Genomic DNA, 25,207 nt, shown 5'->3' on the forward strand with positions numbered 1-25,207 from the left:
CATCCAGGGCGACAGAACGGTCACCCTTGCGCAGAATCGCCATATCTGTCCCGTGATGAGGAGTGGGTGCCATGAGCGAATCTGCCGGTGAAAGCGGCGACGAACTCTCGGTGCTCCGGGCCCGGGTGGCCGCCCTGGAAGCGGACAAGGCGGCCGCCCCGCCGCCCCACCACCGCCTCCGCTCCTTCTTCGCCGCCCTGCTCATCGTCATCGGCTGCGTCCTCGTCCCCCTGGGCATCGTCGCCTCCTGGACGTCGAGCATCGTCGGCGACACCGACCGGTACGTGCAGACCGTCGCCCCTCTCGCCGACGACCCCGACATCCAGGCCGCCGTCGCCACCCGGGTGACGAACGCCGTCATGGAGCACATCGACCTGCAGTCCCTCCTGGAGGGCGTCGCCCCCGAGCAGCGGCCCCTGGCGGCGAAGGCCCTCGGCAAGCTCGGCGGCTCCCTGGAGAGCGCGGTCAAGAGCTTCGTCCACGAGCGGGCGCAGGACGTCGTCGCCTCGTCGGCCTTCCAGACGATCTGGACCGACGCCAACCGCGCGATCCACACCTCCCTCGACCGCGCCCTGACCGGCAGCGACGAAGGGGCCGTGAAGATCGAGACGGACACGGTCACGATCGACCTCGCGCCCGTGATCGACCGCGTGAAGCAGCGGCTCGTCGACTCCGGGCTCGATGTCGCGGCCAAGATCCCCGAGATCCACACCAACTTCACGGTCGTGAAGTCCGACGACATCGGCAAGGTGAAGACCGGCTTCTCGCTGCTGCAGCTGATGGGCGTGTGGCTGCCGGTGATCGCGGTCCTGCTCGTCGCGGGCGGCGTGCTGCTCGCCGTGCGGCGCCGCCGCACCCTGATCGCCGCGGCCCTCGGCGTCGCCTTCGCGGCGATCGTCCTCGGTGTCGCCCTCACCGTCTTCCGCACGGTCTACCTGAACGCCCTGCCCGCCGACGTCTCCCCGGCCGCCGCGGGCTCCGTCTACGACACCCTGATCCGCTTCCTGCGCACCTCGGTCCGGGTGTACGCGACCCTCGGCATCCTGCTCGCCCTGGCCGCCTGGCTCTCCGGCCCGAGCCGCCCGGCCGTCCTCGTCCGCGGCCTCTGGCGCTCCGGCATCACGGCCACCCGTTCCACCGCCGACCACGCGGGCATGAACCTCGGCCCGGTGGGCCCCTTCGTCGCCCGCTACCGCACCTGGATCACCTGGATCCTCGTCGCCGGGGCGGCCGCCGTCCTCGTCTTCTGGTCCTACCCCACCGCCTGGGTCGTCGTGGGCGTCGTCCTCGTCCTGCTCCTCGTCCTCGCGGTGGTGGCCTTCCTGGCGGAGGAACCCGCAGGGGACACCTCCGCCTCCCCGCCGGAGAAGACGGCCGGTTCCGGCCCGGCCTAAGGGGCGTCCGGGGCCCAGGCGCCCCGGCGCCGGGTCTCGTTCTCCTGGGCCAGGCGGCGCAGGACGGCCAGGACCGGTTCCAGGAGGAGCACGACGACGGCGGCGTGCTCGGCCAGCTTGAAGCGGTCCTCGGAGCCGTCGAGCGCCTTGATCCGGTCCAGGTCGAGCTTCGCGGCGGCGGCGGCCAGTTCGGCGTAGGGCAGCAGGTCCTCGGTGCTGTAGTCGGCGCCGATGCGGCCCAGGTCCATGAGGCTCGCGGCGAGGGCGCGGCGGTGCGGCGAGTCCTCGGAGATCTCCCAGCCCATGGCCCGCACCAGCTCGTCGACGCGGGGCGCCTGCTCGTCCACCGAGTCCGTCTCGGCGGCGTCGACCGGCGTCGGGAGCGCGTAGTGCACGACGCCGAGCGTGGCGAGCGGATCGAGGGGCTCGTCCATGGCCGTGAGGACGTCGCGGGTGGCGGCGATCGACAGGCCGCCGCGGGCGGTCAGGGCACGGATGAGGCGCAGGCGCTGGAGGTGCTCGTCCCCGTACAGGCTCAGCGTGGCTCCCAGCTGCCGGCCGGGCGGCAGCAGGCCTTCACGCAGGTAGTACTTGATCGTCCCGACCGGGGTCCCGGACAGACGGCTCAGGTCAGAGATTCTCATGCGCGCTCTCGCTCGGTCTGTTCTGTGTGTGACCAGTCTCCCAGGCGTTCCCTGTGGCACCCCCTTCTGGATAGTGCCACTCTTCAACTGGAAAGTGGTACTTTCCAGAAAGCCGTTCACCTGCACAGACGGCACTCCCCTCTGCCCGTCGATCCCAGCGCCCCGCCGGCGCGCCACCGAAGCTGGAGCCCCTCGCCATGTCCGAACCGACCCCCCTCCTCCGGGTCAGCGCCAGCGGACTGCTGCGCCGCCGCGGGGTGTGGCTGCCGTCGGCGGTGGTCCTCGGCCTGCTGTCGCTCGTCCTGTCCATGCTCTATCTGGGGGCCAACAACGACCCCGTCGGCGCGACGAAGGACCTGCCGATCGCCCTGGTCGACAGCGACCGGGGGACGGAGGTGGCCGGGAAGCGGATCGACCTCGGAGCGCAGATCGCCACGCGGATCACCGGGTCCGCCGAACTCCGCGACAAGGTCTCCTGGAAGAAGGTCGACCGCCGCACCGCCGACGACCTGCTCGCCCGGGGCGAGGTCTTCGGCGCGCTCGTCATCCCGGAGGACTTCTCCGCCGACGTCGCCGCACTCGCCGGGCCTCCCCAGCGCGCACCGCACCCGCCGACCATGACGGTGCTGACCAACCCGGCGGCCGGAAGCTTCGGCTCCGGCATGGCCGCCGAGATCAACCACAAGGTCGTCGCCACCACCTCCGCGCAGGTGGGCCGCGGCCTCACCGAGCAGCTCGGCCGGCAGGCCGCGCGGCACCCCGCGTCCGCCGCCACCGGCCGGACCGCCGCGCCCGGCGGCGCCGCCGCCCAGCTGATGATCGCCGACCCCGTGAAGGCGACCGTCGAGGAGGGGCACCCCCTCGGCACCCACAGCGGCCTCGGACTGAGCGCCTTCTTCTACGCCCTCGTCCTGGTCCTCGGCGGCATGCTGGGCGCCAACGTGATCCACGCCCAGGTGGACACCGCCCTCGGCTACCTGGCCAACGACAAGGGGCCGTTCCGCTTCGTCAAGCCCGCCCAGCACATGACGCGCGTGCACCACTTCGTGGTCTGCTCGGTGCTGATGGCCGTCCTGTCGATGCTGACCTCCGCCCTCGCGATGGCCGGCGCGGTCGGCGTCGTCGGCATCGACGCCTCGCACCTGCCCCTGCTGTGGATCTTCGGAACGTGCGCCACGGCGGCGATGGGCATCACGGCCCTGGCCCTGCTCGCCGTCTTCGGGACCCCCGGCCCCATCGTCTCCATGCTCGTCCTGATCGGCCTGGCCATCCCGTCGGCCGGCGCCACCATCCCGCTCCAGGCGCTCCCGGACTTCTACCGCTTCCTGGCGGAGTTCGAGCCGTTCCGCCAGGTGGTCGACGGTGTCCGGTCCATCCTCTACTTCGGGGCGCGGGCCGACGCGGGACTCGGCCGCGCCTGGACCATGACCGCCGTCGGCTTCGCCGGGTCGCTCCTCCTCGGTCTCGCCCTCACCCGCCTCTACGACCGCAAGGGGCTGCACCGTTCGGATCTCCGGCTGACCCCGGCCGGCTGACCGGACCGGGGGCCGCCCGGACCGGGCGGCCCCCGCTCGGCGTCGTGGTCACGCGCCGCACGTCACCGGCGGACGGTGTCGTCGGTCTTGAGGTCCTCCACCTCGTCGTCGAAGTCGTCGAGCTTGTCCGGGCAGTAGACCTGGAGGACGATCCGCTCGGCCTGGACGGCCTTGGTGTCGGAGATGACGGGCCGCATGCCGGGGCCCGCGGCGCCGTTGGCCTGCTGGATCTTCCACAGCGCCGTCTTCAGGGCGTTGCCCGGCTGCTCGCAGACCTGGCCGCCGTCGGTGCCGAGCAGCCGCTCGATGGTGTCGGTGTCGGGGGCGGGGTATCCGGCCTTCACCAGCTCCTCCTGGAGCTGTTTGGCCTTGGACTCGGTCTCGTTGTTCGTCTTCACGCTCTCGTAGCGGACGAGGCCGGTGATCACGAGGCCGACGAGGATCACGATCGTGCCCCAGTAGATCACCTTGTGCTCGGAGGCGAAGCGGGTGGGACTCATGCCCGGTCTCCCTCGCTCGGGATGTCGGCGTCGGCGGTGCGCCAGCTCGGCTTGCGGAACTTCAGGAAGGCCCAGGGGATCAGGAAGCCCAGGATGACCAGGCCGCCGCCGACGATGCCGATGTACGCCCAGACGCTGCCGCTGCCGAACTGGGAGCTCGGGACGAAGCCGATGAACAGCGCGGCGAGCGAGGCGAGCAGGCCGGTGACGCACAGGACGCCCAGCGCGGGTGCCCGGTAGCCGCGGGGGTGGTCGGGCTGGGTCTTCCGCAGCCGCATCGCCGCGGTGAACATCAGCAGGTACACGATCAGGTACACCTGCGTGGTGATGACCGAGAAGATCCAGTAGGCGCTGGAGACGTTGGGGATCAGCGCGTACCCCAGGGCGATGATCGTGGTGACGACGCCCTGGGTGACCAGGATGTTCTGCTGGATGCCGTTCTTGTTCAGCTTCTGCAGGTACGGCGGCAGGTAGCCCTCCTGTCGGGAGATCTCCAGCAGGCCCTTCGAGGGGCCGGCGAGCCAGGTGAGCATGCCGCCGAGCGAGGCGGACACCAGGGCGACGGCGGCGATCGGGGTGAGCCAGCCGATGCCGAAGTACTGGAAGAAGGCGTCGAACGCCTGCATCACGCCCGCCGTGAGGCTGAGCTGGTCGGCGGGCACGACCCAGCTGATGGCGAGCGCCGGCAGGATGAAGATCAGCAGCACCAGGCCCATCGCCAGGAACATCGACTTCGGGTACTCCCTCGGCGGGTCCTTCAGCGAGGAGACGTGCACGGCGTTCATCTCCATGCCGGAGTACGACAGGAAGTTGTTGACGATCAGCACGAGGCTGGCCAGGCCCGTCCACTGCGGGAGCAGGTGGGAGGCGTTCATCGGGGCGGCGGAGGGGTTGCCCTGGCCGAGGAAGACCATGCCGAGGACCACGAGCAGGGTGCCGGGGATCAGGGTGCCGATGATCAGGCCCCAACTGGCCAGTCCGGCCAGCGCCTTGGTGCCGCGCGAGGAGATCCAGACGCCCGTCCAGTAGAGGACCACGATGACGATCGCGGTGTACGGACCGCTGGAGGCGAGTGCCGGATCGATGATGTACGCGATGGTGGACGCGACGAACCCGAGCAGGCTCGGGTAGTAGAAGATCGTCATCGCGAACTGGCACCACACGGCCAGGAATCCGAGCGGCTTCGAGAGCCCCTCCGAGACCCAGCGGTACACGCCGCCGTTCCAGCCGGAGGCGAGCTCCGCGGAGACGAGGGCGGTCGGCAGCAGGAACACGATCGCCGGGACGAGGTAGAGGAAGACGCAGGCCAGGCCGTAGACGGCCATCGTGGGCGCGGCCCGCAGGCTCGCCACCGACGCGGTGGTCATCAGGGCGAGGGTCACCCAGGTGAGCGTGGTGGGCGCGGGCCGTGTCGCCGCCCGCGGTTTGGGGACGTCGGCCGGTGTGTCGATGCTGCTCAAGGGGGCCTCCCGCGGGGTTGGGCGATCGGCTCAGCCTTGAACGGCCCCGGAGGCCCGGCAACCGGGGTCGGCCGTACGGGTTACGGCTGTGACGCCTGAGCCCCCTGACCCCCTGTCACCCCCGTGCCGCGTCGGGCCGCAGGCTCCTCTCGAGGCCGTCGAGCAGCGCGGTGAGTCCGAAGGCGAAGGTGTCCTCGGGGGACCCCGGCGTACTCGCCGGCCTCGTACCCGGCTCGGCCCTGGCCGTCCTCCTCCTCGCCCTGTGACCGCGCCGGAGCGCCGCCGGTCAGGACGTACGGCTGAAGGAACGGCGGTACGCCCGCGGGGGCACGCCCCGGCGGCGGACGAACTGGGCGCGGAGCACCGCCGCGCTGCCGAAGCCCACCGCGCGGGCGATCTCCTCGACCGGGAGCTCGGTCGTCTCCAGGAGCTCCTCGGCCCGGCTGAGGCGCAGCCCCAGCAGCCAGGCGTGCGGGGTGGTGCCGGTCGAGGCCGCGAAACGGCGGGCGAAGGAACGCCGGCTCATCAGGGCCCTGCGGGCCAGCTCGGCGACGGGCAGCGGCTCGTGGAGGTTCTCCCGGGCCCAGGCCAGGACGTCGGTGAGGCGCTCGTCCCGGCTGTCCTCGGGCACGGGGGTCGCCAGGTACTGGGCCTGGCCGCCGTCGCGGTGGGACGGCAGCACCAGGTCCCGGGCGATGGCGTTGGCCGTGGTCGCCCCGTACTCCCGCCGCAGCAGATGGAGACACAGGTCGAAGCCGGCGGCGGCGCCCGCGCCGGTCACCACCGTCCCCTGGTCGACGTAGAGGGCGTCGGGCTCGACGGTGACCTCCGGGTGCCGTTCGGCCAGGAGCCCGGCGAACCGCCAGTGGGTGGTGGCCCGCCGCCCGTCGAGCAGCCCGGCCGCGGCGAGCGCGAAGGCCCCGACGCAGTGGGCCGCGACCAGCGCCCCGCGCGCGTGGGCGACACCGAGCGCGTCGAGCACGGCGGGCCCCGGCGGCGTACGGAACCCGGCCCACGGCAGGGCGATCACCAGATCGGCGCCGGCCAGCCGCTCCAGGCCGTGGTCGACCACCAGCGGCAGCCCGACATCGGTACGGACCCGGCCGGGCCGGTCGGTGCAGAGCGCGAAGTCGAAGGCGGGCAGGCCCTGGCCGCGCGCGTCGAACACCTCCGAGACGATCCCGGCACCGAGCATGCCGACCCCGTGCGGGGCGTAGGCGGCGACGGTGAGGAAGGGCGGCACGCGGGAAGTGTGGCACGGGTGGCACGATTCCCGCGATCAGTGGCAGCACGGCCACTCGTGAAAGACCCCGCCCCGCAGAAGACTTGGGGCATGACGACGACGAAGAACACCGCCGCTGAGACCCTCCGGGCCCACACCGCCACCTACACGATCCTGACCACCGGCTACACGCTCTCCACCGGCCCCGGGGTCGCCGCCACCGTCTCGTACGTCCACGACGGCGACCGGCACGTGATCGTCGACCCCGGCATGGTCGCCGGCCGCGACCGGATCCTCGGCCCGCTCGCGGAACTCGGCCTCGGCCCCGACGACATCACCGACGTGGTGCTCAGCCACCACCACCCCGACAACACCATGAACGTCGGCCTCTTCGGCCGGGCCCGCGTCCACGACCACAAGGCGATCTACGAGAACGACCAGTGGACCGACCGCGACGCCGAGGGCCATGAACTCGCCCCTTCCCTGCGGCTGATCCGCACCCCCGGCCACAGTGCCGAGGACATCACCCTCCTCGCGGGCACCGCCGAGGGCGTCGTCGCCTTCGTGGGCGACCTGTGGTGGCGGCCGAACGGCCCCGTCGAGGACCCGGTGGCCCCCGACCACGCGCAGCTGCGCGACTCGCGCCTCCGCGTCCTCGCCGCCGCCGACGTCATCGTCCCCGGCCACGGCCCCGCCTTCCCGGCGGACGACACCGCGCCGCTCTAGGACGGCACGGCGCCGCGTCGGAAAGCCCTCTCTAGCGGGCGCCCGGCTCCTTGCCCGCGTCCTTCTCCGTGCGCCCGGTCTCCGCGTCCCCGGCCGCGTCCCGGTCCGCCTGCGCCTGCTCCGCCGCGCGGCGGTACTCGGCGTTGATGCGCTGGGCCTCCTCCAGCTGGTCCTCCAGGATGACGATCCGGCAGGCCGCCTCGACCGGGGTGCCCTGGTCGACGAGTTCCCGGGCGCGGGCGGCGATCCGCAGCTGGTAGCGGGAGTAGCGCCGGTGGCCGCCCTCGGAACGCAGCGGAGTGATGAGGCGGGCCTCGCCGATGGCGCGGAGGAATCCGGGGGTGGTGCCGAGCATCTCGGCGGCCCGCCCCATCGTGTACGCCGGGTAGTCGTCGTCGTCGAGTCGGTCGCCGAGCGGACTGTCCGCTGTCATCTGCACCTCTTCTTGGGGCCCTGGAGGAAATTCAACCACCGGAGGGTGCGGCGCCTAGAATCGGCTCTCATGTCGAAGCCTGACGAGCTGCTCGTAGACATTGCCGCCACGGTGGAGTCCGGGCGGAGCAATCAGATGTCCCTGACCGTGGTCGCGGGGGGTGTGGTGCTCACGGGGCGACTGGCCCCTGAGGCCCTGTGGAGACAGCGGGTGTCGGAGGTCCTGACGGATTCGTCCCGTCTGGCGGAGTTCTCCCGCGTCTTCAGTCCCGTCGCACGGAAGGACGAACCCCCCACCCACCTCCACTTCCACCTCGCCCGGATCCTCCAGGGCACGGTGGGCATGCCGGAGACCGGCGGGATGTACCGCGTCGCGATCGCGGACGTCAGCGCCTGGACGGTCGGCGACTTCAGCTATTCCGACCACTGAGCGACGACGAGGGCCCGACCGGGGTGCACACCCGGTCGGGCCCTCGTCGTCGGTGCCCGGTCACGCGATCACGTCACCGGGCGACCCGGTTTCAGACGCCCTCGGCGGGCTCGTCCCCGGGAAGGGTGGCGGCGGTGCCGCAGGTGAAGCCGAGGCGGGTCATCGCGCGGACGACCTCGCCGGAGCTGAAGTCCCGCCGGTCCTGGCGGGTGACGACCTCACCCACCTGCTTCGCGGGGTACCGGCGGCGGCCGATGGTCACGAAGTCGCCGGTGCCCGGCTCGGGCTTGACGCCCTTCATCGAATCCAGCACGCCGCTCTTCGTCAGGTCGAAGGGGAAACGGGCGATGACACAGCGCATGATGCCTCTCAGGGGGTAGGGGGAGGTCGGGGAGCCGGCGGACGCCTCAGGCGGTGCCGAGGGCGGGCCGGCGCGGTGCGGTGCGGCGCGTGGAGCGTGCGGGGCGGCTCCGCCGGGTGCGGCCGGGGCCGCCGTCCCGGCGGCTCTCGGCGACGGGCGCGGTGATGACGACGGGCACGCCCGACGGGGTCCGCGCGCCGGTGATGCGGTGCAGCTCGGGCTCGCCGGAGTGCACCTTCGTGACGTGCGGGCGGATGCCCGCGTCCGCCATGAGCCGGACCATGCCCCGCCGCTGGTTCGGGGTGACCAGGGTGACGACGCTGCCGGACTCGCCCGCGCGGGCGGTGCGGCCGCCGCGGTGCAGGTAGTCCTTGTGGTCCGCGGGCGGGTCGACGTTGACCACGAGATCGAGGCGGTCGACGTGGATGCCGCGGGCGGCGACGTTGGTGGCGACGAGCACGTTGACGTGCCCGGTCTTGAACTGCGTCAGGGTCCTGGTCCGCTGCGGCTGCGACTTCCCGCCGTGCAGCGCGGCCGCCCGTACACCGCTGTGGAGGAGCTCCCGGGTCAGCCGGTCGACGTCGTGCTTGGTGTCGAGGAACATGATCACGCGTCCGTCCCGCGCCCCGATCCGCACCGTCGTGGCCTGCTTGTCGTCGCCGTGGACGTGCAGCACGTGGTGCTCCATCGTCGTGACGGCACCGGCGGACGGGTCGACCGAGTGCACGACGGGGTCGTTCAGATAGCGGCGTACGAGCAGGTCGACGTTGCGGTCCAGGGTCGCGGAGAACAGCATGCGCTGCCCCTCCGGGCGCACCTGGTCGAGCAGCGCGGTGACCTGCGGCATGAAGCCCATGTCGGCCATCTGGTCGGCCTCGTCGAGAACGGTGACCGCCACCTTGTCCAGCCGGCAGGCGCCGCGCTCGATGAGGTCCCCCAGCCTGCCGGGGGTCGCGACGACGACCTCGGCGCCGGCGCGGAGCGCGCCCGTCTGGCGGCCGATCGACATGCCGCCGACGACCGTGGCCAGCCGGAGCCCGAGGGCGCGGGCGTACGGAGCGAGGGCGTCGGTCACCTGCTGGGCCAGCTCGCGGGTGGGGACGAGGACCAGGGCGAGCGGCTGCCGGGGCTCGGCGCGCTTCCCGGCGGTCCGGGCGAGCAGCGCGAGGCCGAAGGCCAGCGTCTTGCCGGAGCCGGTCCGGCCGCGCCCGAGGGCGTCCCGTCCCGCGAGGGTGTTCGGCAGGGTCGCGCCCTGGATCGGGAAGGGGACGGTCACGCCCTCGGCGGTGAGGGCGGCCAGCAGGGGACCGGGCAGATCGAGATCGGCGAAGGCCTCGACGGGCGGCAGCGCCGGGGTGATCGTCCGGGGCGGCGCGAACTCGGCCGGCGCGGCGACGGGACCCCGGCCGCGGGAGCCGCTGCCGGCGCCGGAGCGGCGGTGGGTGCGGCTGTGCGTGCGTGTGCGGTTCATGGAGAACCTTCCTCGATGCGGCACGTATCAAGGAATTCCCGCAGCAGACGTGCAGCACGGATAATTGCGAGACAAGCCGGACCGGAAGTATGGGTGCGCCCCGGGCAGATTTTCGGGCGGGGCCGCCGGGATATGCAACGAGCTGGGGCCCGCACCCCAAGGTGCGGGCCCCAGCTCGTACTGCGCGTCAGCGTCAGGCGGAGACGATGTTCTCGGCCGTCGGGCCCTTCTGGCCCTGCGCGATGTCGAAGGTCACCTTCTGGCCTTCCTGGAGCTCACGGAAGCCCTGCGAGGCGATGTTCGAGTAGTGGGCGAACACGTCCGGGCCGCCGCCGTCCTGCGCGATGAAGCCGAAGCCCTTTTCCGCGTTGAACCACTTCACGGTGCCAGATGCCATGTCATTTCTCCTTCGGGGCAGTGCTCGGAATCCACACCGTGCGGATTCCGTGTCGCCGCGATGATCGCCCCGACCGGAAAAAGACCGGCCAGCCGGAAGGACCGGCAATGCTCATGCTTTGGGAACCACAACTGCAACTGCTATCGACAGTAGCACGGGGGATACGGCCCGATGGGGTGACTTATTTCGCCCGGCGGCTGCGGGGGAGAAATTCTCACGGGGCTTCGTGCTGAATTCTCAGTTCGCCGTATCAGATTTCCTCGGCCGGGCCGCGCCGTTCACCGCTTGACCCCGGACACCACCAGGAACGGCGGATGGCCCGCCTCCGCCGGATCGCTCCCGAGCAGCGCCGACTGGTGGGTGAGGACGGGCTCGTGGACGTCCAGGTCGGTGAAGCCGGCCTTGCCGAGCACATCGAGGTACGTCTGGCAGGGCCAGTGGTGGTCGACCAGCTCCAGCGGAGCGCCGCCGGGCAGGTCGAGGCGCGACCGCCGCCGCTCGCCCTTGGTGTAGACGCGTCCGGGCTCACCGCTGCGGAAGGTGGAGAACCGGATGCCCGTGGTGCGGGGGTTGGCGTCCAGGACGGCGAACCGGCCGCCGGGGCGCAGCACCCGGTGCGTCTCGGCCGCGATCTCGTGCAGGTCGGCGATCTCCGCGGTGGTGACGAAGACGAAGCAGGCCATGGCGGCGTCGACGGAACCGTCGGCGAGGAAGCCGAGACCGCCGTCCTCGGTCAGCCGGTGCTCGATCCGCGGGTGCGGACGCCGCTCACGGGCGATCTCCAGCATGCGGGGCGAGATGTCGACGGCGACCACGCGCGCACCGGAGGCCTCGACGACGCGGGTGGCGACCCTGCCCGGCCCGCAGCCGTAGTCCAGGACCGTACGGACGGCGGAGGAGCCGATGCCGAGGGCGTGGAAGACGGCCGGGTAGCCGAGGAGCCGCTCGGGGACGTCGTCGTAGGACTCGTAGGCGTCGGCGACGTCCGGCCGGCCGCCGCCGTTGATCGCCCCGGCGGTCGGATCGTTGATCGCCCCGGTGGTCGAGTCGGTGGCCGCACCGGTGGTCGTGCCGTCGAGCGAGCCGGTGGTCGTGCGAGGGGTCATGAGGTGGGGGCCTTCCGGTAATGATCCACTTCGTCCGGAACGTACTGGTCGGGGGAGCCGCGGGACAGGGCCTCGGCGGCCCCCTCACCCGGGTGGGTCAACGGTCGCGGCCGCTGCCGAGCGCCCCGCCCGGCCCCATGGGTTGATGAGAGGACTGTCGACAAGTCCGTTGATCGAAGGGGAAACTGTGGCGCTCCACGAGATGAAGGCCCCGAAGAGTGCTGACGCGGCCACCGATGTGTTCGCCTCCGCCCTGAGCGAGCGCGTCCTGCCGAAGCACCGGATGCCGGAGGAGTCGTCCCTCCCCGCCGTCGTCTACGCGATGCTCCACAACGAGCTGCTGCTCGACGGCAACGCCTCGCAGAACCTGGCGACGTTCTGCACGACGTGGACGGACGACGAGGTCCGCAAGCTGATGAACGAGTGCCTCGACAAGAACATGATCGACAAGGACGAGTACCCGCAGACCGCCGAGATCGAGTCGCGGTGCGTGAACATCCTGGCCGATCTGTGGAACGCCCCCGGGAGCGCGACCGGCGAGGGCGCGGCGCTCGGCTGCTCCACCACCGGCTCCAGCGAGGCCGCCATGCTCGGCGGCCTCGCCCTGAAGTGGCGCTGGCGGGAGAAGCGCCGTGCCGAGGGCAAGCCGACCGACCGGCCCAACCTCGTCTGCGGCCCCGTGCAGATCTGCTGGGACAAGTTCGCCCGCTACTTCGACGTGGAGCTGCGTCAGGTCCCGGTCGAGCCGGGTGCCACCGGCCTGCGCCCGCACCAGCTGAAGGACTACGTCGACGAGAACACCATCGGCGTCGTCGCGATCCTCGGCGTCACCTACACCTGCGACTACGAGCCGGTCGCCGAGCTCTCGGCCGAACTCGACCGGATCCAGCAGGAGTCGGGCCTCGACATCCCGATCCACGTCGACGCGGCGAGCGGCGGCTTCATCGCGCCCTTCCTCCACCGGGACCTCGTCTGGGACTTCCGGCTGCCGAGGGTCTCCTCCATCAACGCCTCCGGCCACAAGTTCGGCCTCGCGCCCCTCGGCGTGGGCTGGGCCGTGTGGCGCACCGCCGACCTCCTGCCGGAGGAACTCGTCTTCCGGGTGAGCTACCTGGGCGGCGACATGCCGACGTTCGCCCTGAACTTCTCCCGTCCCGGCGGCGAGATCATCGCCCAGTACTACAACTTCCTGCGCCTGGGGCGGGCCGGCTACCGGCGCGTCCAGGAGGCCTGCGCGCTGACCGCCCAGTACCTCGCCGAGAAGATCGCGGCGATGGGCCCGTTCACGCTGCTCTACGACGGGCAGGGCGCGCTGCCCGCCGTCTCGTACACCCTCACCGACCCCGAGGGCGCGGGCTTCAGCCTGTACGACCTCTCCGACCAGCTCCGGATGCGCGGCTGGCAGGTCCCCTCCTACCCGCTGCCCCCCGACCGGCAGGAGACCGTCATCCAGCGCGTCATGATCCGTCACGGCATCGGCCGCGACGAGGTCGACCTGCTGGCGCAGGACATGGGCCGCGCCCTGGAGCGCCTGACGCAGGGCGTACCGGCGGACGCCGACCGCTCCGGATTCCACCACTGAGACGGTCCCGGCGCACACCGATCAGGATTCGAGAAGCGCCGGACCGGGAGGCACAACTAGCGTGAGGGCCATGGACATCACCATTCACACCAGCGCCCTCCCGCACGACGACCCGGACGCCTCCCTGGCGTTCTACCGGGACGCCCTCGGCTTCGAGGTCCGCAGTGACGTCGGCCAGGGCAGGATGCGGTGGATCACCGTCGGCCCCGCGGGGCAGCCGGAGACGTCCATCCTCCTGGCGCCGCCGGCCGTCGACCCCGGCATCACCGAGGACGAGCGCCGCACCATCGCCGAGATGATGGCCAAGGGCACCTACGGCTGGATCCTTCTGGCCACCCGGAACCTCGACGCCACCTTCGAGAAGGTGCGGTCCGCCGACGCGGAGGTCGTGCAGGAGCCGACGGAGCAGCCGTACGGCATCCGCGACTGCGCGTTCCGCGACCCCGCGGGCAACCTGATCCGCATCCAGGAACTCCGCTGAGGGTCAGGGGGGCTCCCATGTGCCACCCCGCGTGGGCGCGCGCCCGGACGACCGCGCTGCGCCTGGAGGAGTTCGCCCGCCTGCGGCGCGTCCGCGACCGGATCGACCGGGAGTACGACCGGCCGCTGGACGTCCTGGAACTGGCCCGCGGCGCGGGCATGGCGGCCGGGCAGCTGAGCCGCCGCTTCCGGACCGCGTACGGAGACTCGCCGTACGACTACCTGCTGACCCGCCGCGCGGAACGCGCGAGAACGCTGCTGCTGCGCGGCACCGCGTCCTGACACCGACCGACCACGAGGGGAACCCGCCATGAGCGCGAGCGACAAGTCCTACGACGGCTTCACGGCCGAGGAGCGGGACGCGATGAAGGAGCACGCCAAGGAGCTGAAGGCGACGAAGCGGCGCGGGGCGAAGGCGGACACCGAGCCCGACGTGCTCGCGAAGATCGCCGAGATGGGTGACGCGGACCGGGCCCTCGCCGAGCGCTTCCACGCCCTCGTCAAGGAGAACGCCCCGGGACTCACCGCGAAGCTCTGGTACGGCATGCCGGCCTACGCCAGGGACGGCAAGGTCGTCTGCTTCTTCCAGAGCGCCGAGAAGTTCAAGGCCCGGTACGCCACCGTCGGCTTCAGCGACCAGGCCGCCCTCGACGAGGGCCCCCTGTGGCCCACCTCGTACGCCCTGACGGACCTGGACCCGGCGACGGAGAAGAGCCTGGCGGCCCTCGTCGCCCGGGCGGCCGGCTGAGGCCCTTCCGGCGGTAGGCGGGTGAGGGGCCTACGAGGTTTCGGTGAGGGCGGGATAGTCGGTGTACCCCTCCTCGCCGCCCACGTACATCAGCCCCTTGTCCCGCAGCGGGTTGAGCGGCGCGCCCCGGCGCAGCCGTTCGACCAGGTCGGGGTTGGCGAGGAACGCCCGGCCGAGCGAGACGAGGTCCGCTCCGGCGGCCAGGAGCCGCTCGCCCTCCCGCAGGCCGCCGTCGGCGGGGAGCGGACCGGGCCACGGCAGCATGGGATTGGCGATCAGAGTGCCCTCCCAGTGCTTGCGGATGTGCTGGAAGAGGGGCTGGTCGGGGTCGGCGAAGACGACGTGCAGATAGGCGAGGCCGCTGCCGGAGAGGGCGTCGACGAGCGCCGGGTAGACGGTCTCGGCGTCGTCCTCGTGCATGCCGTTGGCGGTGACTCCGGGGGCGATCCGCAGGCCCACCCGCCCGGGTCCGACGGCCTCGGCGACGGCGCGCACGACCTCCACCACGAACCGGATGCGGCCGGCCGGGGAGCCGCCGTAGCCGTCGGTGCGGTGGTTGGTCCCGGAGGCCAGGAACTGGTGCAGCAGGTAGCCGTTCCCGCCGTGCACCTCCACTCCGGCGAATCCGGCGTCGAGGGCCCGGCGCGCGGCGGCGGCGAAGTCGGCGACGGTGGTGCGGATGTCGTCGGCGCTCATCTCGACCGGAACCACGGCGGGTCGATGCCCGCGGGGCGTGAAGATCGTGTCCGGGAGCGGCACCGGCGAGGGCGCGAGGGGATGCAGGCCGCCGCTGTTGTCGGGGTGCCCGATCCGGCCGCCGTGCTGCAACTGGAGGAACATCCGGCCGCCCGCGGCGCCCACCGCCTCCGTGACGCGCCGCCATCCGGCGACGTGGGCGTCGTTGTGGAGGGCGGTGATGTTCGGGTACGTCTGCCCGACCGCGTTCGGCGTCGAGGCTTCGGCGACGATCAGGCCGGCCGAGGCGCGCTGCGCGTAGTACGTGGCCATGATCGGGGTCGGAACGCCGTCGTCGTCGGCGCGGTTGCGGGTCATCGGAGCCATCACGAGCCGGTTGGGCAGCTCGACTCCGCCGAGCCGGACGGGATCGAAGACGGTGGTCATGAGGAACGTCCCTTGCAGGTAGGAGAGTCGGTGTGAGCGGAAGAGGGGGTGGTTCCACCCTCGGGCGGACGCTCCGGACGAACAAGATCGATCTCAGCTACGATCGGTGACCCACACTCACCGATGAAGGCATGGGGGGCCGCCGCGGTGGAGCGACACGAGATCGAGGTCTTCCTGGCGCTGGCCGAGGAGCTGCACTTCCGGCGCACCTCGGAGCGGCTCGGCCTGGCCCAGGGGCGGGTCAGCCAGACCATCAAGAAGCTGGAACGCCGCATCGGCGTCCCGCTGTTCGAGCGCACCAGCCGGCGCGTGGCCCTCACCCCGACCGGGCGGCAGCTGCGCGAGGACCTGCTGCCCGTCCACCAGCAGCTGCTGCGTGCCGTCGACCGCGCGGTGGCCATGGGGCGGGGCATCACGGGCGTGCTGCGCGTCGGCTACTCCAGCCCGATGGTCGCGGAGGTGCTGCTGAAGGCGGCCGACGTCTTCCGCGACCGCTACCCGGACTGCGCGGTCGAGGTCCAGGAGGTGCAGCTCTCCGACCCCTTCGGGCCGCTCAGGGGCGGCCGGCTCGACCTCCAGGTCACCGAGCACCCGGTGGACGAGCCCGACCTCACGCTGGGCCCGGTCGTGATCTCCGAGCCCCGGGTCCTGATGGTCCCGGCCGGGCACCGCTTCGCCCGCCGCGCGTCGGTGTCGCTGGAGGACCTGGCGGAGGCGACGCTCATCCCCGTGGCCGGAGACGTACCGCAGTACTGGCTCGACCACCACTACCCGCGCCGCACCCCCCGGGGCGTGCCCATCGCGCACGGCCAGGCCGCGACGTACTGGACGGAGATCATGAACCTCGTGGGCCTGGAGGGGGGCGTCTCCCCGGCCTGCAAGGACGCGGAGCGCTACTACGCCCGCCCGGACGTCGCCTGGGTCCCCTTCCGGGACGCCCCGACCGTCGACTACGGCTTCGTCTGGCCGACCACCACCGAGAACGCCCGCGTCCGCGCCTTCGTGGACACGGTCCGCGCGCTCTAGACGGCGACGGCCCGGGATCCCCCCGCGGGCGCTCCTCCGGTCCTGACCGGGACGTCGCCCACCGCAGGTGGCCCAGTCGGACCGCAGGGAATTGGCCTGTGTGGAGGGTCAACTGCGCACTACGGTAGGCGTAATGACGACAAGATCTCCTGCGACCGACCGGTCCGCGTCCGTGACCCTGGCCGAGGCGCCGACGCGTCAGGCCCGTAACTCCGCCGCCCTCTGGACCGCGACCGGGCGATCCCGGGGGCACGAGGTCGTCCGGCGCCGCGGATTCGTCGCGGTCGACGGCGACGAGCGTGCCGGCACGCGGATCCTGATCCAGGAACCCGACCTCGACCCGGGCGAACTGGCCGAGTTGAGCGAGCTGGTCCGCCGGGCCGCGGGCCCGGTGAACGCCGAGGACCCGTTCGGCTCGACCGACCTCAGCCACCTGTCCATGCGCCACTGGCAGATGCCGGTCATGCTGCGCCCGCCGGGGCCCGTCGACGCACCGGCGCTGGACGTGATCAAGGTGCGGCGGCCGGAGGACCTCCGGGCGGCCGAGCGGATCGTGATCGAGGGCTTCGAGCTGACCGGGTTCCAGCCCTACCGCCCCGGCGAGCTGTTCCCGACGACGCTGATCGAGCAGCCGGGCGTGGACGTGTTCGTCGCCCTGGCCGACGGCGTGGCCGCGGGGGCCTGCGTCAGCGTCGTGGACGACGGCGTCGGCAGCCACTACTGGGTCGGTACGTCCCCGGCCTTCCGGTCGCGTGGCGTGGGGCGGGCCGTCATGCTCGGCTCCCTCGCCCCCCTGGCGGACCTGCCGGTCACCCTCACCGCATCGAAGCTGGGCAGGCCGCTGTACGAGTCCCTGGGCTACACCGTCGCGGCGCCCTCCACCTGGTGGGCCTCCACTCCCGCGACACCGTAGCGACCGGCCCCAAGCCCCGGACACCGACGAAGCCCCAGGTCACCGACCTGGGGCTTCGTTCACGTGGGAGAAGCGGAGCCAGGGCCGCTCGTTCGCCTCACGCTGGGCCGTTCGGCGGGGCTCGCGACGCGTGTTCGCCGGGCAGGGGTGCGCCGCGCTCCGTCCGCCCGGGTGGACCTGAGGCGCGCCCGGGAGGTGCTGTCGGGGACCGGGTAGCCAGCAGTGTCGTCGTCCCCGATCAAGAGGAGCATCAGATGCGGCACAACCGGATCACCACCCTGGCAGCAGCGGGCATCTTCCTTTCCCTGGCCGTTCCCGCCGCCTCGGCAGGAGACGCCGGCGGGCGCGCGGCACCCGCGGTCTCCCGGGCGGAGGGCCCGTCCGTGACCCTGGCGGCGGGTGAGGCGCGTGAACTGCCGAGGGTGATCTGCCCGAGCGGTCAGACGTCCACCGGTGGCGGAGTCCGGCTCACCCCCGACAACGGGGTGTTCATCCGCGAGTCGAGCCCGGGCGGGACCGGGTGGGACGTCCGCGTCCACAACCTGAGCGATGGGCCGCGCACGGTGACCCCCCTGGTGGTGTGCACCTCGGATCCGACCATCACCCATCAGGTCGGGAACCTCGTCAGCGGCGACACGGCGATCAGCGGCGCGGGCTGTCCGCAGGGTCAGGTCACGGCCGGCGGCGGCGCCGCCGCGGAGCACCGCAACTTCCTCAGCCTGGGTGAGCCGTCCGTCGCCTTCTGGAACGCGCGGGCCAAGAACACGGGCTTCGTCCGGTCCGGGGTGATCGCCTTCGTCCGGTGCTCCGACCGGCCGCACTCCCTCGCCGGAACCAGCACCCTCACGCCCGTGCCGGCCAGCCAGACCCGATCGGCCCATGCCGAGTGCCCGGCCGGCCAGGTACCGACCGCAGGAGGGGGGTTCGGGCATCCGAATGTCCTCCACAACGCGTCCTTCCCCACCGCGACCGGCTGGACGATCCGCGCCACGAACACCGACAGCGTCCAGCGTTCGCTGGGCGCCACGGTGGTGTGCACCAGCCCGTGACACCCGCCGCGGCCGGCGAGCCCGGGCCGGGCCGGTTGGTTCGGATCGCTTCCGCCGCCCGAGGTGACCGCTGTTCACCGCCGCACGGGCACGTTGCTGTCTCCGGTCGCTCGGGCACCGTCAGGTGTCCGAGCGACGGCCGAGGATCTCGCGGGCGGGCAGGCCGGCCTGGAAGCGGGACCGGGCGTCCAGGGCGGTCATGAGGGCGGCGACCCGGCGGCGGTAGGTGCGCAGGGACACGCCCAGCCGGCGGGACGCCGCCTCGTCCGTATGACCGGTCGCCAGGGCCCGCAACTCGCCTGGACGATGGCCAGGTCACCGGTGGTCCTCCCGATCCCCGGCACCTCCTCGGTCGCCCACGTGGAGGAGAACACCGCGGCAGCCGACCTGCTCCTCACCCCGGAGGACCTTGCGGCCCTGGACGCGCTGCCGACCTGAGCCGCGGTCATGGAAACGACGAAGCCCCAGGTCGCTGACCTGGGGGCTTCGTTCAAGAGCGGATGGCGGGACAGGGGCCCCGATGCGGGGTGTCGCAAGCTCCTCAGGACTCGTGCCGCCGCCGCAGCGCGTCGGCGAGGGTCAGGAAGACGGGCAGGTTGGGGAAGCCGGGAGCCGCGAGCGTCATCCACGGCTTGCGGTCGCCGTGACGGCGGATCTCTACACGGCCCTGCTGCGCATCGACCCGTTCCACCTCCCGCCAGCCGATGCGGCGGCTGCCCTGCCCGATGCCGGAGATGTCGATGTCGACCACGCCGAAGTCGATGCGTTCACCGGCTTCCAGCCGGGCGGCGTCCCGCGGCACCCGTGCGCGGCTGAACGCGTCGCCGAGGCCCTCGGCGAACGGGACCATCCCGCTGAACTCGTCCCCCACCACGATCGCGGCGCCCTGCTCGGACGTGATGGTCAGCCGGTGCGTCGTGGCGCTGGTGACCCCGTTGGTCACCTTGACGTCCTGCCGGGTGACAGAGGCGATCTCGTCCCAGGTGTAGGCCTGTGTCTCCCCGCGGTCGATGTGCCAGAGGGCGCCGTGCTCGTACCAGCCCACCCAGACCTGGGGCGGTCGGGGGCGGAACAGCCAGGCGAAGAGGAAGTACCCGACGAACCCCAGCGGGATCGCCGCGAGAACGAGCAGCGGAAGCGAGTAGTACCAGGCGCCCTGCTCCCGCTGGTCCTCGATCGCGTACGAGAGGGCCAGCCACCCCAGGAACACTCCGAGCGCGCCCACGGGCAGCACACCACCCCACGGGAAGCGCTTCGGCTCGTTCTGCACCAGCCCCTTGCGGGCCCCCAGTCCGTGCTCCTGCGCTGCGGCACGTAACGCGTACGGGACCCGTGCGGCACTACGCTCCGACGACACCCAAGCCTCCCCCACCCGGAAACCAGGGCCACATTATGGAGGTCCGGCGTTCGCGTCCGGTAGAGCCGGTCGGGACAACGACGAAGCCCCAGGTCGCCGACCTGGGGCTTCGTGGAAGAGCGGCTGGACGGGAATCGAACCCGCGCTATAAGCGGGAATCACCGCTGCTTTGGCCGTCCGTACGGCCTCTGACCTGCGAACTAGCCCCTTCGGCGGGCCTGCCGGGAGGCTCGGCTCGCACCCGTGGTGACCGCTGTTCACCGCCTTGGAGGGCACGGATGGGGCACGTACCGGCTCCCGCCCGGCGGCCCGGTGCGGCTGGACGGGTGTAGTTCGGCACCGGCCTCCGGCTCTGTGCGCGACGAGCGCCGCGTCGCCGGATTACATGGGCCTGCGCCCCGGCGCGGGGCGTGCCGGTGCCCTTCGCGGTCCCGGACCCGACGACTGGAAGAGCACCATGGCAGAGCGCCACCCTCGCAACCGCACCGGCCGCGGCCCGCTACGTCGCGGGCTCGCCGCCGCCGTGCTCGCGGTCGGCATGCTGACGGCTTCGACGACACCCGGATACGGCACAGGCGAGGCCGCGCCGGTGCCCGGCCCCCAGTTCACGCCGCTGACGGCGGCGGTGATGACGGAACCGGCTCCGTTCATTGCCACGGACGGCAAGACGCACCTCTCGTACGAACTGCTCACCACGAACGCGCTGGCAAGCAGCGCACGGGTGCGGCTGGACCGTGTCGAGGTCCGGGACGCCCGCACACACCGGGTGGTGGGATCGCTGAGCGGGCAGGCGCTGGCCGATGCCGCCAACCCGGTGGGCGACCCCCTGCCGGGTGCGGACGGGTACACGCCGGCGCCGCCGGGGCCGACGCCGACCGTGATCCCGGGCTCCCAGCAGTGGGTCGTCTGGATCGACCTGGCCCTCGACCGCGGCCAGCGGGTGCCCAAGGTCCTTGAGCACCACCTCTCGGGCGCCGTCCTCACCGCCTCCGGCTCCGCCCCGTTCGAGGAGACGGTTCAGGTCACCCCGACCGACCGCACCGCGCCGATGAACCTGAACGCGCCGGTCCGCCCCGGCACCTGGTACTCCAGCGAGTCGTGCTGCGGCAACACCCACCACCGCCGCGGCCTCGGCCCGATCAACGGTCGCTTCTACGTACCGCAGCGCTTCGCGATCGACTGGTACCGGGTCGGCGAGCAGGGGCAGACCTGGGAAGGCGACCCCGCGCGGCTCACCAGCTACCTGAGCTACCGGCAGCCCGTCGTGGCGGCGGCCGGCGGCCGGGTGGTGGAGGTCCAGGACGGGATCCCCGACAACACGCCGCCCGTCACGCCGCCGGTCCCGCCCATCGAGGAGACCGTCGGCAACCACGTCACCGTGGAGGTCGCGCCCGGCCGCTACCTCCTCTACGCGCACCTGAAGCCCGGCTCGCTCAGGGTCCGGGAAGGCGACCACGTCGAACCCGGCCGGGTCCTCGGGCTGATCGGCAACAGCGGCAACTCGACCACGCCGCACCTGCACTTCCAGGTGATGACGACGCCCGAGTTCTTCCCGACCGACAGCCCCCCGTTCACCTTCCGGAAGTTCCGCGTCGTCGGACACGTCGAACCCCGGCTCTGGGACGACAACCTGGGCCTGCAGCCCACCGGTGTCCTCCCGATCACGCCCTCGCCCTACGACGGACCGCACCGCGCGCGCTACCCGCTCGACCGCGAGGTGCTGGAGTTCTGACCTCACCGGTACGCGATACCTGAAGAGGCATGGACGACGACGAAGCCCCAGGTCGCTGACCTGGGGCTTCGTAGAAGAGCGGATGACGGGAATCGAACCCGCGCTATGAGCTTGGGAATCCCCCGGCGCTTGAGTGCGTGCGTTCCGCCTGACCTGCGAGAACGGTCAGCGGCGACCTCGCTTCGGCCGACTTGGCGAAGCCTCTGGTGACCGCTGTTTACCGCCCCTACTGGCGCGTTGTGGCACGGGCCTCCGTTCAGATCCACGGGAGCCGTGGCCTCTTCGGAGGGTGACTCCGGGCCTTCCGGCCTTCCGACGTCGGCGCGCCCAGTCGCCGGTCTCGCCGATGACAACCATCAGGGCGGCGGACGCGGCGCTCGCCGCGAGGTCGGCCGGGTGGCCCGTCGCGTGTCCAGTGAGCCAGGCTGAGCGCGGCCCACCAGGCAGTGAGCGATGCGGCCTCAGGCGCCTGCGGCTGGTACGAGGTGTTGTGGCGGGCACGGGTCAGGAGTCACACCGTCCTGGCTGTGCGTGGGCTTGCCGCCCTGTTGCGGCGCGTTGCGGCCATCCTGCGTCTGTGGCGGCCCTGCTTCGGGGCTGCGTCTATGAGGTGCCGGAACGGCGCTGATCGCTTTCGTCGCGGAGGTGTGCGGTGCGCCGGGTGAGTGTGCCGACGCGCTCGGCCAGGTCGGGGCGCAGGGGGGCGAGGTGGGCGTGGGTGTGCGCGAGCGGCTCCAGGAGCAGGGCCGGGTCGCTGTCCGCGAGCGCCGCGGAGAGGTCTTCTCGCGCGTCTGCGGGCAGGGCGTCGAGGGCGGTGATCTGCCCGGCGAGCTGGCGCAGCTCGGCGGCGTTTCCTCGGGCCCAGGCCGTCACCGTGCGATCGGCGGCGCGGCGGTCGCGAGTCGTCTGGACGCGTTGCTCGCCGGTGGTCCCGGGGCTGCCCGGCCGTACCCGCAGGTAGCGGCGTTCGGCGGCCTGTCGGCTCGTGACGCCGAGCGGGTGGGCGAGTTCACCCCAGCTGGCACCCGCGTCCCGGGCGGCCTCGATGAATCCGGGCTCCCATGCGGCGAGCTGTTCGCGCAGTTCGCGCAGGAGGAGGAGTGCGGCGAGCGCTTCCTCCGGCGAGCTGTGCCGGGTTCTGTCGGGGGCGGTCGTGGACCGGGCCGCACGTACGGCTTCGTCGATCGCGGTCAGGGCCGCGAGGGCCGCATGGAAGGTGACCGGGTGGTCGGCTCCTGTCACGGAATCACGCCCTCTTCAGTATGTCGTCCATGCGTTGACGTATGACTTGTCGTCGTTCCGTTGACATGTTACAACGGTGTCAGATGAAGCGCATTGGCAGTCACTGCCTGATTCCGACTGGAGGTGTTTCGCGATGTTGATGCGCACCGACCCGTTCCGTGAGCTCGACCGCCTCACCCAGCAGATGCTGGGTACCACCGGGACCTGGTCACGACCTTCCGCCGTACCGATGGACGCCTACCGCGAGGGCGACGTCTACGTCATCGCCCTCGACCTGCCCGGCGTCTCGCCGGACGCGATCGACATCGACGTCGAGCGGAACATGCTGACGGTCAAGGCCGAGCGCCGCCCCGTCACGAAGGCCGATGACGTCCAGATGGAGCTGTCCGAGCGGCCCCTCGGCGTCTTCTCCCGGCAGCTGATGCTGGCCGACACCCTCGACACCGAGAAGATCACGGCCGACTACGAGGCGGGCGTGCTCACGCTGCGCATCCCGATCGCAGAGCGTGCCAAGCCCCGCAAGATCACCATCGGCCGGGGCGACGGCCCGCGGCAGATCAGCGGCTGAGCCGTAAGGAAAGCCGGGAGCGGAGGACGGAAGCCTTTCCCCCTCCTCCGCCCTCCGCTCCCCGTCATCCCGCATCCACGGATGCGAGAAGGGGGTCGTGATGAGACTGCGATGGCAGGCGTTCCTCGACGAGGTCCAGGAGCGCGGCGACTACAGCTCGCCCCAGGAGGCCGAACGCGCCGCACGCACCGTGCTGGCACTGCTCGGCGCCCATCTGGTCGGCGATGTGCGGGCCGCGCTCGCCGCCCGGCTGCCGGAGACCTTCGCCGTCGTGCTCCTCAACCCGCTCCAGGCCACCGAACCTCTCTCACCGGAACGTTTCGTACGCGCGACGGCCGCCTGGATCGAAGGAGCCACCGAGCGGACCGCCGCTTGGGACGTCAGCGCCGTCCTCAGCGTCGCCGCCGACGCTGCCGGCGAGGAACTGACCGCCCGGATACTCCTGCAGCTTCCACCCGGCTACGACCTCCTCTTCGGCCGGCCGCACCGCCCCCGGCCAGCCGACACCTGTTGAAACGTGTTCGCTCCGCCCGGCCGAAGCACCGGGCCCGAGGAGAACGGTGGTCTTCACCAGCATGACTCTTCAGACCGAGACCACGGCAGCCCCCGCGTCCGGACTCACCGGCACGGCTCCCTACTCCGCCATGCTCGGGCGTGTGCGCTACGAGGGCGCCTACCCGACCCTCGAGCGTGCCGATGAGGCCATCCGCTCCGTACTCGCCGCTCTGGGGCGACAGCTCGTCGGCGACGAACGCGTCGACCTCGCTGCCTGCCTCCCCATCGAAGCCGCTCTGGTCCTCACCGCCCAGATCCCTGCCGTCACACCCCTCACAGGATGGGAGTTCGTCAAGGACCTCGCCCAGCACTCCGGCAGCACCCCCGCCACCGCCCGATGGAACGTCGGCGCCGTCCTCGCCGCCGTAGCCCAGCTCGCCGGACCCGAACTCATCGACCGCATCATCAGCCGACTCCCCTCCGGCTATGCCCTGCTCTTCGGCAAGGCCGAACTCCACCAGCCCCACTACAGGTCCGGCACCGCCTGACTCCCGGGCGCTCCTCGGACCTGTCGTCCAACGGTGTCGGCGGAAGGCCGCCGACACCCCACGGGCCGGGGGCAGGCCGAGGAACCTTGGCCGGGCGGGATGGAGGACGGGCGGAATGAGGAACGGCCTTGCGTCACCCGGTCCTGATGCGGTCGCCGTCCGCGATCAACGCGGTGCCCGCGGCCGGCCCGGCCGCCGCCCGGTGGTGTTCTCATGGCCTCTCGCAAGACGCCATGCCTACCGATCGCCTGGAGCCGTTTCAGTCGGCATCGGTGTGATCGGACTGCTGAGTCGCTGTGCGGCGGTACTCGGCGTTGATGCGCTGTGCCTCTTCGAGCTGGTCTTCCAAGACGATGATGCGGCAGGCGGCCTCGATGGGGGTGCCCTGGTCGACGAGTTCCCGGGCGCGGGCGGCGATGCGCAGCTGGTAGCGGGAGTAGCGCCGGTGGCCGCCCTCGGAGCGCAGCGGGGTGATCAGACGGGCGTCGCCGATGGCGCGGAGGAAGCTCTGAGTGGTGCCGATCAATTCGGCGGCCCGGCCCATCGTGTAGGCGGGGTAGTCGTCGTCGTCGAGACGGCCGTACGAGTCATCTGCTGTCATTTGCACCTCTCTGCGGAACGCGTCGAGGGGCCCTGGTGCCGTACGGCACCAGGGCCCCGAAGGAAC

Annotated in this window: 28 protein-coding genes and 1 pseudogene; 16 read left to right on the forward strand and 13 right to left on the reverse strand. The window is 71.8% G+C overall.

The window, feature by feature from the left end; genetic code table 11:
- Positions 1-71 precede the first annotated feature (71 nt).
- On the forward strand, positions 72-1,394 hold the full coding sequence (locus IE237_RS18390) for a hypothetical protein (protein WP_189803092.1): 1,323 nt from the start codon (positions 72-74) through the stop codon (positions 1,392-1,394).
- On the opposite strand, the gene IE237_RS18395 is transcribed toward IE237_RS18390, so the two are convergent.
- Positions 1,391-2,038 (reverse strand): MerR family transcriptional regulator, encoded by a 648-nt coding sequence (locus IE237_RS18395; protein ID WP_189803093.1) that lies wholly within the window; start codon positions 2,036-2,038, stop codon positions 1,391-1,393. The two genes, IE237_RS18390 and IE237_RS18395, sit on opposite strands and share 4 nt — an antisense overlap.
- A gap of 197 nt (positions 2,039-2,235) precedes the next feature.
- Between IE237_RS18395 and IE237_RS18400 the strand changes: the two genes are divergently transcribed.
- Complete coding sequence (locus IE237_RS18400; protein ID WP_189803094.1) at positions 2,236-3,573, forward strand: YhgE/Pip domain-containing protein; 1,338 nt, start codon at positions 2,236-2,238, stop codon at positions 3,571-3,573.
- A gap of 62 nt (positions 3,574-3,635) precedes the next feature.
- On the opposite strand, the gene IE237_RS18405 is transcribed toward IE237_RS18400, so the two are convergent.
- The 3 genes from IE237_RS18405 to IE237_RS18415 all read right to left on the reverse strand — a co-directional run bounded on the left by IE237_RS18405 (position 3,636) and on the right by IE237_RS18415 (position 6,728).
- Positions 3,636-4,073, reverse strand: a complete 438-nt coding sequence (locus IE237_RS18405) for a hypothetical protein (RefSeq protein WP_189803095.1) — start codon at positions 4,071-4,073, stop codon at positions 3,636-3,638.
- On the reverse strand, positions 4,070-5,533 hold the full coding sequence (gene gadC, locus IE237_RS18410) for a glutamate/gamma-aminobutyrate antiporter GadC (RefSeq protein WP_189803096.1): 1,464 nt from the start codon (positions 5,531-5,533) through the stop codon (positions 4,070-4,072). The genes IE237_RS18405 and gadC overlap by 4 nt, the downstream gene beginning before the upstream one ends.
- 286 nt (positions 5,534-5,819) lie before the next feature.
- The gene (locus IE237_RS18415) at positions 5,820-6,728 is read right to left on the reverse strand and encodes a GlxA family transcriptional regulator (RefSeq protein ID WP_189803349.1); all 909 of its coding nucleotides are present in this window, start codon (positions 6,726-6,728) and stop codon (positions 5,820-5,822) included.
- Between the two features lie 138 nt (positions 6,729-6,866).
- On the opposite strand from IE237_RS18415, the gene IE237_RS18420 reads away from it, so the two are divergent.
- Positions 6,867-7,481, forward strand: coding sequence for an MBL fold metallo-hydrolase (locus IE237_RS18420; RefSeq protein ID WP_189803097.1), 615 nt, complete (start codon positions 6,867-6,869; stop codon positions 7,479-7,481).
- A 31-nt stretch (positions 7,482-7,512) separates the two neighbouring features.
- Here the strand turns inward: IE237_RS18420 and IE237_RS18425 are convergent, their stop codons facing one another.
- A complete protein-coding gene (locus IE237_RS18425; protein ID WP_229842752.1) occupies positions 7,513-7,914 on the reverse strand; it encodes a helix-turn-helix domain-containing protein in 402 nt (133 codons plus the stop codon).
- Positions 7,915-7,983: 69 nt separating this feature from the next.
- On the opposite strand from IE237_RS18425, the gene IE237_RS18430 reads away from it, so the two are divergent.
- Positions 7,984-8,343: a hypothetical protein gene (locus tag IE237_RS18430; RefSeq protein ID WP_189803098.1), complete on the forward strand. Its 360-nt coding sequence runs from the start codon at positions 7,984-7,986 to the stop codon at positions 8,341-8,343.
- 91 nt (positions 8,344-8,434) lie between these two features.
- Here the strand turns inward: IE237_RS18430 and IE237_RS18435 are convergent, their stop codons facing one another.
- The 4 genes from IE237_RS18435 to IE237_RS18450 all read right to left on the reverse strand — a co-directional run bounded on the left by IE237_RS18435 (position 8,435) and on the right by IE237_RS18450 (position 11,678).
- Positions 8,435-8,704, reverse strand: a complete 270-nt coding sequence (locus tag IE237_RS18435) for an SCO5918 family protein (protein WP_189803099.1) — start codon at positions 8,702-8,704, stop codon at positions 8,435-8,437.
- A gap of 46 nt (positions 8,705-8,750) precedes the next feature.
- Positions 8,751-10,175 (reverse strand): DEAD/DEAH box helicase, encoded by a 1,425-nt coding sequence (locus tag IE237_RS18440; RefSeq protein WP_189803100.1) that lies wholly within the window; start codon positions 10,173-10,175, stop codon positions 8,751-8,753.
- Positions 10,176-10,368: 193 nt separating this feature from the next.
- A complete protein-coding gene (locus IE237_RS18445; protein WP_189803101.1) occupies positions 10,369-10,572 on the reverse strand; it encodes a cold-shock protein in 204 nt (67 codons plus the stop codon).
- Between the two features lie 278 nt (positions 10,573-10,850).
- Positions 10,851-11,678, reverse strand: coding sequence for a class I SAM-dependent methyltransferase (locus IE237_RS18450; RefSeq protein WP_189803102.1), 828 nt, complete (start codon positions 11,676-11,678; stop codon positions 10,851-10,853).
- Between the two features lie 187 nt (positions 11,679-11,865).
- On the opposite strand from IE237_RS18450, the gene gad reads away from it, so the two are divergent.
- From gad to IE237_RS18470, 4 genes and pseudogenes are all read left to right on the forward strand, one after another.
- Positions 11,866-13,260, forward strand: a complete 1,395-nt coding sequence (gad, locus tag IE237_RS18455; RefSeq protein ID WP_189803103.1) for a glutamate decarboxylase — start codon at positions 11,866-11,868, stop codon at positions 13,258-13,260.
- 70 nt (positions 13,261-13,330) lie between these two features.
- Positions 13,331-13,741 (forward strand): VOC family protein, encoded by a 411-nt coding sequence (locus IE237_RS18460; RefSeq protein ID WP_189803104.1) that lies wholly within the window; start codon positions 13,331-13,333, stop codon positions 13,739-13,741.
- A 17-nt stretch (positions 13,742-13,758) separates the two neighbouring features.
- A pseudogene (locus tag IE237_RS18465) lies at positions 13,759-14,019 on the forward strand (helix-turn-helix domain-containing protein); the annotation flags it as partial.
- A gap of 31 nt (positions 14,020-14,050) precedes the next feature.
- Positions 14,051-14,488, forward strand: coding sequence for an iron chaperone (locus IE237_RS18470; RefSeq protein ID WP_189803106.1), 438 nt, complete (start codon positions 14,051-14,053; stop codon positions 14,486-14,488).
- A 30-nt stretch (positions 14,489-14,518) separates the two neighbouring features.
- Here IE237_RS18470 and IE237_RS18475 read toward each other — a convergent pair whose 3' ends face one another.
- A complete protein-coding gene (locus tag IE237_RS18475; RefSeq protein WP_189803107.1) occupies positions 14,519-15,610 on the reverse strand; it encodes an alkene reductase in 1,092 nt (363 codons plus the stop codon).
- Positions 15,611-15,733: 123 nt separating this feature from the next.
- Between IE237_RS18475 and IE237_RS18480 the strand changes: the two genes are divergently transcribed.
- From IE237_RS18480 to IE237_RS18495, 4 genes are all read left to right on the forward strand, one after another.
- Entirely contained in the window at positions 15,734-16,636 is a 903-nt protein-coding gene (locus IE237_RS18480; RefSeq protein WP_189803108.1) for a LysR family transcriptional regulator, read from the forward strand.
- Between the two features lie 133 nt (positions 16,637-16,769).
- Positions 16,770-17,549, forward strand: a complete 780-nt coding sequence (locus tag IE237_RS18485) for a GNAT family N-acetyltransferase (protein WP_189803109.1) — start codon at positions 16,770-16,772, stop codon at positions 17,547-17,549.
- Between the two features lie 254 nt (positions 17,550-17,803).
- Positions 17,804-18,598 carry a hypothetical protein gene (locus IE237_RS18490; protein ID WP_189803110.1) on the forward strand — a complete coding sequence of 265 codons (795 nt, stop codon included), beginning with the start codon at positions 17,804-17,806 and terminating at the stop codon, positions 18,596-18,598.
- 306 nt (positions 18,599-18,904) lie between these two features.
- Complete coding sequence (locus IE237_RS18495; protein ID WP_440862291.1) at positions 18,905-19,036, forward strand: aldo/keto reductase; 132 nt, start codon at positions 18,905-18,907, stop codon at positions 19,034-19,036.
- A 103-nt stretch (positions 19,037-19,139) separates the two neighbouring features.
- On the opposite strand, the gene IE237_RS18500 is transcribed toward IE237_RS18495, so the two are convergent.
- The gene (locus IE237_RS18500; protein ID WP_189803112.1) at positions 19,140-19,955 is read right to left on the reverse strand and encodes a DUF6585 family protein; all 816 of its coding nucleotides are present in this window, start codon (positions 19,953-19,955) and stop codon (positions 19,140-19,142) included.
- A gap of 457 nt (positions 19,956-20,412) precedes the next feature.
- Between IE237_RS18500 and IE237_RS18505 the strand changes: the two genes are divergently transcribed.
- On the forward strand, positions 20,413-21,687 hold the full coding sequence (locus tag IE237_RS18505) for a M23 family metallopeptidase (protein ID WP_189803113.1): 1,275 nt from the start codon (positions 20,413-20,415) through the stop codon (positions 21,685-21,687).
- A gap of 603 nt (positions 21,688-22,290) precedes the next feature.
- Here IE237_RS18505 and IE237_RS18510 read toward each other — a convergent pair.
- Positions 22,291-22,929, reverse strand: coding sequence for a type III effector protein (locus IE237_RS18510; protein ID WP_189803114.1), 639 nt, complete (start codon positions 22,927-22,929; stop codon positions 22,291-22,293).
- A 133-nt stretch (positions 22,930-23,062) separates the two neighbouring features.
- Here IE237_RS18510 and IE237_RS18515 point away from each other — a divergent pair, with 133 nt between their 5' ends.
- The 3 genes from IE237_RS18515 (at position 23,063) to IE237_RS18525 (ending at position 24,540) form a co-directional block, all read left to right on the forward strand.
- Positions 23,063-23,497, forward strand: a complete 435-nt coding sequence (locus IE237_RS18515) for an Hsp20/alpha crystallin family protein (RefSeq protein ID WP_189803115.1) — start codon at positions 23,063-23,065, stop codon at positions 23,495-23,497.
- A 100-nt stretch (positions 23,498-23,597) separates the two neighbouring features.
- Entirely contained in the window at positions 23,598-24,011 is a 414-nt protein-coding gene (locus IE237_RS18520; protein ID WP_189803116.1) for a DUF2267 domain-containing protein, read from the forward strand.
- Positions 24,012-24,072: 61 nt separating this feature from the next.
- Positions 24,073-24,540: a DUF2267 domain-containing protein gene (locus IE237_RS18525; RefSeq protein ID WP_189803117.1), complete on the forward strand. Its 468-nt coding sequence runs from the start codon at positions 24,073-24,075 to the stop codon at positions 24,538-24,540.
- Positions 24,541-24,799: 259 nt separating this feature from the next.
- Here the strand turns inward: IE237_RS18525 and IE237_RS18530 are convergent, their stop codons facing one another.
- Positions 24,800-25,141: a MerR family transcriptional regulator gene (locus tag IE237_RS18530; protein ID WP_189803118.1), complete on the reverse strand. Its 342-nt coding sequence runs from the start codon at positions 25,139-25,141 to the stop codon at positions 24,800-24,802.
- Positions 25,142-25,207: the final 66 nt, after the last annotated feature.

This window comes from Streptomyces tanashiensis, assembly GCF_014648895.1.
GTDB classification, from domain to species: Bacteria; Actinomycetota; Actinomycetes; order Streptomycetales; family Streptomycetaceae; genus Streptomyces; species Streptomyces tanashiensis.

Bases quoted from the DNA above. Each gene is read 5' to 3' on its own strand.
- IE237_RS18390 (WP_189803092.1), top strand. From the start codon at position 72: ATGAGCGAATCTGCCGGTGAAAGCGGCGACGAACTCTCGGTGCTCCGG.
- IE237_RS18395 (WP_189803093.1), bottom strand. From the start codon at position 2,038: ATGAGAATCTCTGACCTGAGCCGTCTGTCCGGGACCCCGGTCGGGACG.
- IE237_RS18400 (WP_189803094.1), top strand. From the start codon at position 2,236: ATGTCCGAACCGACCCCCCTCCTCCGGGTCAGCGCCAGCGGACTGCTG.
- IE237_RS18405 (WP_189803095.1), bottom strand. From the start codon at position 4,073: ATGAGTCCCACCCGCTTCGCCTCCGAGCACAAGGTGATCTACTGGGGC.
- IE237_RS18415 (WP_189803349.1), bottom strand. From the start codon at position 6,728: ATGCTCGGTGCCGGGATCGTCTCGGAGGTGTTCGACGCGCGCGGCCAG.
- IE237_RS18420 (WP_189803097.1), top strand. From the start codon at position 6,867: ATGACGACGACGAAGAACACCGCCGCTGAGACCCTCCGGGCCCACACC.
- IE237_RS18425 (WP_229842752.1), bottom strand. From the start codon at position 7,914: ATGACAGCGGACAGTCCGCTCGGCGACCGACTCGACGACGACGACTAC.
- IE237_RS18430 (WP_189803098.1), top strand. From the start codon at position 7,984: ATGTCGAAGCCTGACGAGCTGCTCGTAGACATTGCCGCCACGGTGGAG.
- IE237_RS18435 (WP_189803099.1), bottom strand. From the start codon at position 8,704: ATGCGCTGTGTCATCGCCCGTTTCCCCTTCGACCTGACGAAGAGCGGC.
- IE237_RS18440 (WP_189803100.1), bottom strand. From the start codon at position 10,175: ATGAACCGCACACGCACGCACAGCCGCACCCACCGCCGCTCCGGCGCC.
- IE237_RS18445 (WP_189803101.1), bottom strand. From the start codon at position 10,572: ATGGCATCTGGCACCGTGAAGTGGTTCAACGCGGAAAAGGGCTTCGGC.
- IE237_RS18450 (WP_189803102.1), bottom strand. From the start codon at position 11,678: ATGACCCCTCGCACGACCACCGGCTCGCTCGACGGCACGACCACCGGT.
- IE237_RS18460 (WP_189803104.1), top strand. From the start codon at position 13,331: ATGGACATCACCATTCACACCAGCGCCCTCCCGCACGACGACCCGGAC.
- IE237_RS18470 (WP_189803106.1), top strand. From the start codon at position 14,051: ATGAGCGCGAGCGACAAGTCCTACGACGGCTTCACGGCCGAGGAGCGG.
- IE237_RS18475 (WP_189803107.1), bottom strand. From the start codon at position 15,610: ATGACCACCGTCTTCGATCCCGTCCGGCTCGGCGGAGTCGAGCTGCCC.
- IE237_RS18480 (WP_189803108.1), top strand. From the start codon at position 15,734: ATGAAGGCATGGGGGGCCGCCGCGGTGGAGCGACACGAGATCGAGGTC.
- IE237_RS18485 (WP_189803109.1), top strand. From the start codon at position 16,770: ATGACGACAAGATCTCCTGCGACCGACCGGTCCGCGTCCGTGACCCTG.
- IE237_RS18490 (WP_189803110.1), top strand. From the start codon at position 17,804: ATGCGGCACAACCGGATCACCACCCTGGCAGCAGCGGGCATCTTCCTT.
- IE237_RS18495 (WP_440862291.1), top strand. From the start codon at position 18,905: ATGGCCAGGTCACCGGTGGTCCTCCCGATCCCCGGCACCTCCTCGGTC.
- IE237_RS18505 (WP_189803113.1), top strand. From the start codon at position 20,413: ATGGCAGAGCGCCACCCTCGCAACCGCACCGGCCGCGGCCCGCTACGT.
- IE237_RS18515 (WP_189803115.1), top strand. From the start codon at position 23,063: ATGTTGATGCGCACCGACCCGTTCCGTGAGCTCGACCGCCTCACCCAG.
- IE237_RS18520 (WP_189803116.1), top strand. From the start codon at position 23,598: ATGAGACTGCGATGGCAGGCGTTCCTCGACGAGGTCCAGGAGCGCGGC.
- IE237_RS18525 (WP_189803117.1), top strand. From the start codon at position 24,073: ATGACTCTTCAGACCGAGACCACGGCAGCCCCCGCGTCCGGACTCACC.
- IE237_RS18530 (WP_189803118.1), bottom strand. From the start codon at position 25,141: ATGACAGCAGATGACTCGTACGGCCGTCTCGACGACGACGACTACCCC.